The sequence below is a fragment of the Rhizobium sp. SEMIA 4085 genome, from assembly GCF_013004495.1.
Taxonomy (GTDB): Bacteria; Pseudomonadota; Alphaproteobacteria; order Rhizobiales; family Rhizobiaceae; genus Rhizobium; species Rhizobium gallicum.
Window position 1 is genome coordinate 1 of the sequence record NZ_JABEPH010000504.1, and the last position, 3354, is coordinate 3354.

General features: G+C 60.6%; 4 protein-coding genes. 3 read left to right on the plus strand and 1 reads right to left on the minus strand.

Translation table 11 applies throughout. The annotated features are described in order from the left end of the window. On the plus strand, positions 1–566 hold a 566-nt coding region (locus C9413_RS29940), incomplete at its 5' end, for an FAD-dependent monooxygenase (protein WP_170251319.1). Positions 567–583: 17 nt separating this feature from the next. After that, complete coding sequence (locus tag C9413_RS29945; protein ID WP_039845331.1) at positions 584–1462, plus strand: 50S ribosomal protein L11 methyltransferase; 879 nt, start codon at positions 584–586, stop codon at positions 1460–1462. A gap of 154 nt (positions 1463–1616) precedes the next feature. Here C9413_RS29945 and C9413_RS29950 read toward each other — a convergent pair whose 3' ends face one another. Next, the gene (locus tag C9413_RS29950; RefSeq protein WP_165918524.1) at positions 1617–1790 is read right to left on the minus strand and encodes a hypothetical protein; all 174 of its coding nucleotides are present in this window, start codon (positions 1788–1790) and stop codon (positions 1617–1619) included. Positions 1791–2067: 277 nt separating this feature from the next. Between C9413_RS29950 and C9413_RS29955 the strand changes: the two genes are divergently transcribed. After that, positions 2068–3354, plus strand: a 1287-nt coding sequence (locus C9413_RS29955; protein ID WP_170251320.1) for an aminopeptidase P family N-terminal domain-containing protein, incomplete at its 3' end; no start/stop codon positions are given.

Sequence of the window (3354 nt, forward strand, 5' to 3'; positions counted from 1 at the left end):
ATCTTGCGGACTACCGCTATCCGCAGCCGATCGATCCGCGTTACGTCGAGATCAGCCTGTTCAATCCCGGCATTGTCGGCCGGATTCCCGTTTCGGGCGATTCGGTGCGTTACCTCTCGACGCTTCCGGATTTCGAAAGCCGCATCGCCCATCCGGTGCCTGGCGGCGAATTGGTGTGGGCCGCGAATTTCCGCATCCATTTCCGGCATGTCGCGCGCATGTCCAAAGGTAACGTCTTCCTCGCTGGTGATGCGGCGCATATCCATTCGCCGGCGGGCGCCCGGGGCATGAATCTCGGCATCGAGGATGCCTGCTGGCTCGCCTATCTGATATCGGAAGGCAGGGAACAGGACTATGCGGACCTTCGAATGCCGGCGGTCAAAACTGTCTTGAAGCAGACCTATGGGCTAACGAGGCTGGTGACCATGCATCATCCGGTTGCGACCGGCCTTCGCAATTTTTTCGCACCACTGTTGATCCGCGTTCCGGGCTTTGCCAGGCGGTTTCTTCGCAGCGTTGCCGGTTATGAACCGCAGCCGCCGGTCTGGAGCGACGGCGCGCAATAGAAATAGGAAAAGTTCGAGTGAGTGAAATTCGCCTGTATGTAACGACGGCCGAAAAGAAGGCCGGGCAGGTTCTCGATCTGCTGACCGAAGTTTTCGGTGAAGAGGACTTCGCGATTGCGACGACCGAGATCGATGAGAAGAAGGATATCTGGGAAGCCTCCGTCTATATGATGAAGGAGGACGAGGACGAGGTTCGCCTTCGCGTCGAGGAGGCGCTTAAGGCGCCGTTCCCCGACCTCAAGGTCGAGCGCGAAATCATTCCCGATATCGATTGGGTGGCGAAATCCCTTGAAGGCCTGAAGCCAGTCCGGGCAGGGCGCTTCCTTGTGCATGGCTCGCATGACCGCAGCAGGGTCCGCCCCGGCGATATTGGTATCGAGATCGATGCGGGGCAGGCTTTCGGCACCGGCCATCACGGCACGACGGCCGGCTGCCTGGAGGTGATCGACAGCGTGTTGCGTTCGCGGCCGGTCGGCAATGCGCTGGACCTCGGCACGGGCAGCGGCGTCCTGGCAATTGCGGTGCGCAAGCTCAAGAATATCCCGGTTCTCGCAACCGACATCGACCCGATCGCCACGCGTGTCGCGGCCGACAACGTGCGGCGGAACGGCATTGCTTCGGGGATCGTTGCGAAGACTGCGCCAGGCTTTCATTCGACAGCCTTTGCGGAACACGGGCCGTTCGACCTCATCATCGCCAATATTCTGGCGCGGCCACTGATCAAGATGGCGCCGAAGCTGGCAGAGCACCTGGCGCCTTCCGGTTCGGTGATCCTGTCCGGCATCCTCGCAGAACAGCGCTGGAAGGTTCTTTCGGCCTATAATGGCGCGAAGCTCCGTCATGTCCGCACCATCTGGCGAAACGGCTGGGTGACGATCCATCTCGACCGTCCGTAAGCTACAGGCAAAAAAGAAGGCGGTGCCATTGGCACCGCCTTCGACCGTTAAACGGCCATGCCCGCGAGCTCAAGGAGGAGGAGCGCTCGAGCGGGCTCTACAGTTCTGATTGCCGGTCCGCTGAGGGAGGAGGAGAAACGAAGCGGCAAATAGCTCAGAACGCGTAGCTGGGTACACCCTTGTGGTGCGTGACCTTGTGGCCCGTGCCGAGCATTTTGAGGCTATCCCCATTGAGCGGGCGGCGCGCACCGATGACGTGATGCACAGTCTGGCGTTCGCCAGCCTGCACCGGGCTGCTGTAAGCGAAGCGCGACAGAGAGGCAGTCATTTTCATATCCTTTTCGTTGCGGGCTCGATTTCCGAACCCGTTTGATGCGCCGTATATAGCTATTCCCAAATCCTGAGGCAGAGGCTTTCGTTCATGGGAGCCATGCGTTCAATGCATAAAGCGTGCCAGTTTCGTTTTCCTTGCCACATTTCTGCCAAAATATTGAGCGGCCTGATATGGGGGAAAGTGGCTGCTTTTTCTCCCATTGCCCTGATTTTTCGATAACATGGGCCGCCCCGCTTTTTGGCGGATTCGGATATAGCTATTGGGTTTTCAGATGTTCCAGTCTTTTGAGGTGACCTCTACGCCACAATTCGGCCGCGATCGGGTTGGGCAACTGCGCGCGAGTTTCGAGGCGCTTGGCATCGACGCCTTTCTCGTGCCGCGTGCCGATGAATACAACGGCGAATATGTGCCGGCGGGCGCGGAGCGCCTGGCGTGGCTGACTGGCTTCACCGGGTCTGCGGGTATTGCGCTTATCACCCACAGCCAGGCGATCATTTTCGTCGACGGCCGCTACGTCACGCAGCTTGCCGAGCAGGTTGACAGTTCCGTCTTTACCGGCGGCGACCTCGTCAACGAGCCGCCGCATGTCTGGATTCCCAAGAACGGCAAGCAGGGGATGCGTCTCGGCATTGATCCGTGGCTGCATTCCGGCGCCGACGTGCGGCGTCTTGAAAAGGCGCTTGCCGAGATCGGCGGCACGTTGGTGATCCTGCCACACAATCCGCTCGACAGGCTATGGACGGATCGGCCGGCCGAACCGCTCGGGGCCGTCGTCATCCAGAATGTCGCCCAGGCCGGCACGCTGGCAAAGGACAAGATCGCGATGATTGCCGCCGATCTCGCCAAGAAGAATGCGGCAGCCGTGCTGATCGCCGATCCGTCTTCGATTGCGTGGATATTCAATATCCGCGGTGCCGACGTTCCCCATACGCCGCATCCGCTCGCCCGTGCCATCATCCATGCAGGCGGCAAGGCCGAGCTGTTCCTTGATAAGCGCAAGACCAGCATCGAGCCGGAAGCCTATCTTGCGCAGATATGCGTGCAACTGCCGCCATCTTCGCTCGACGAACGGCTTGCGGCCGTGTCGAAGGATGGCCGCCGAGTCATGATCGATCCGGACGTCGCATCCTATGCGCTTGCCGACATCATCCGCAAGGCAGGCGGCGAAGTGGTGGAGGGTGCCGATCCTGCCAAGCTGCCGCGGGCGGTGAAGAACCGCGTCGAACTCAACGGCTCGGCGGCGGCCCACCTGCAAGACGGCGCGGCGATGGTCGAGTTCTTCTGCTGGCTGTCGCAGGAAAAGCCGGGCACGGTGACGGAGATTGCCGCGGCCGAGAAGCTGGAGGCCGTGCGCGCAAGCGTCGGCCAGAACATGCAGAACCCGCTCAAGGATGTTTCCTTCGACACGATTTCCGGCGCCGGCGAGCATGCCGCGATCATGCACTACCGCGTGACGGTCGACACCGACCGGACGATCAATGCTGGCGAGCTTTTCCTGATCGATTCCGGCGCGCAATACATCAATGGCACTACGGACATCACCCGCACAGTCGGCATC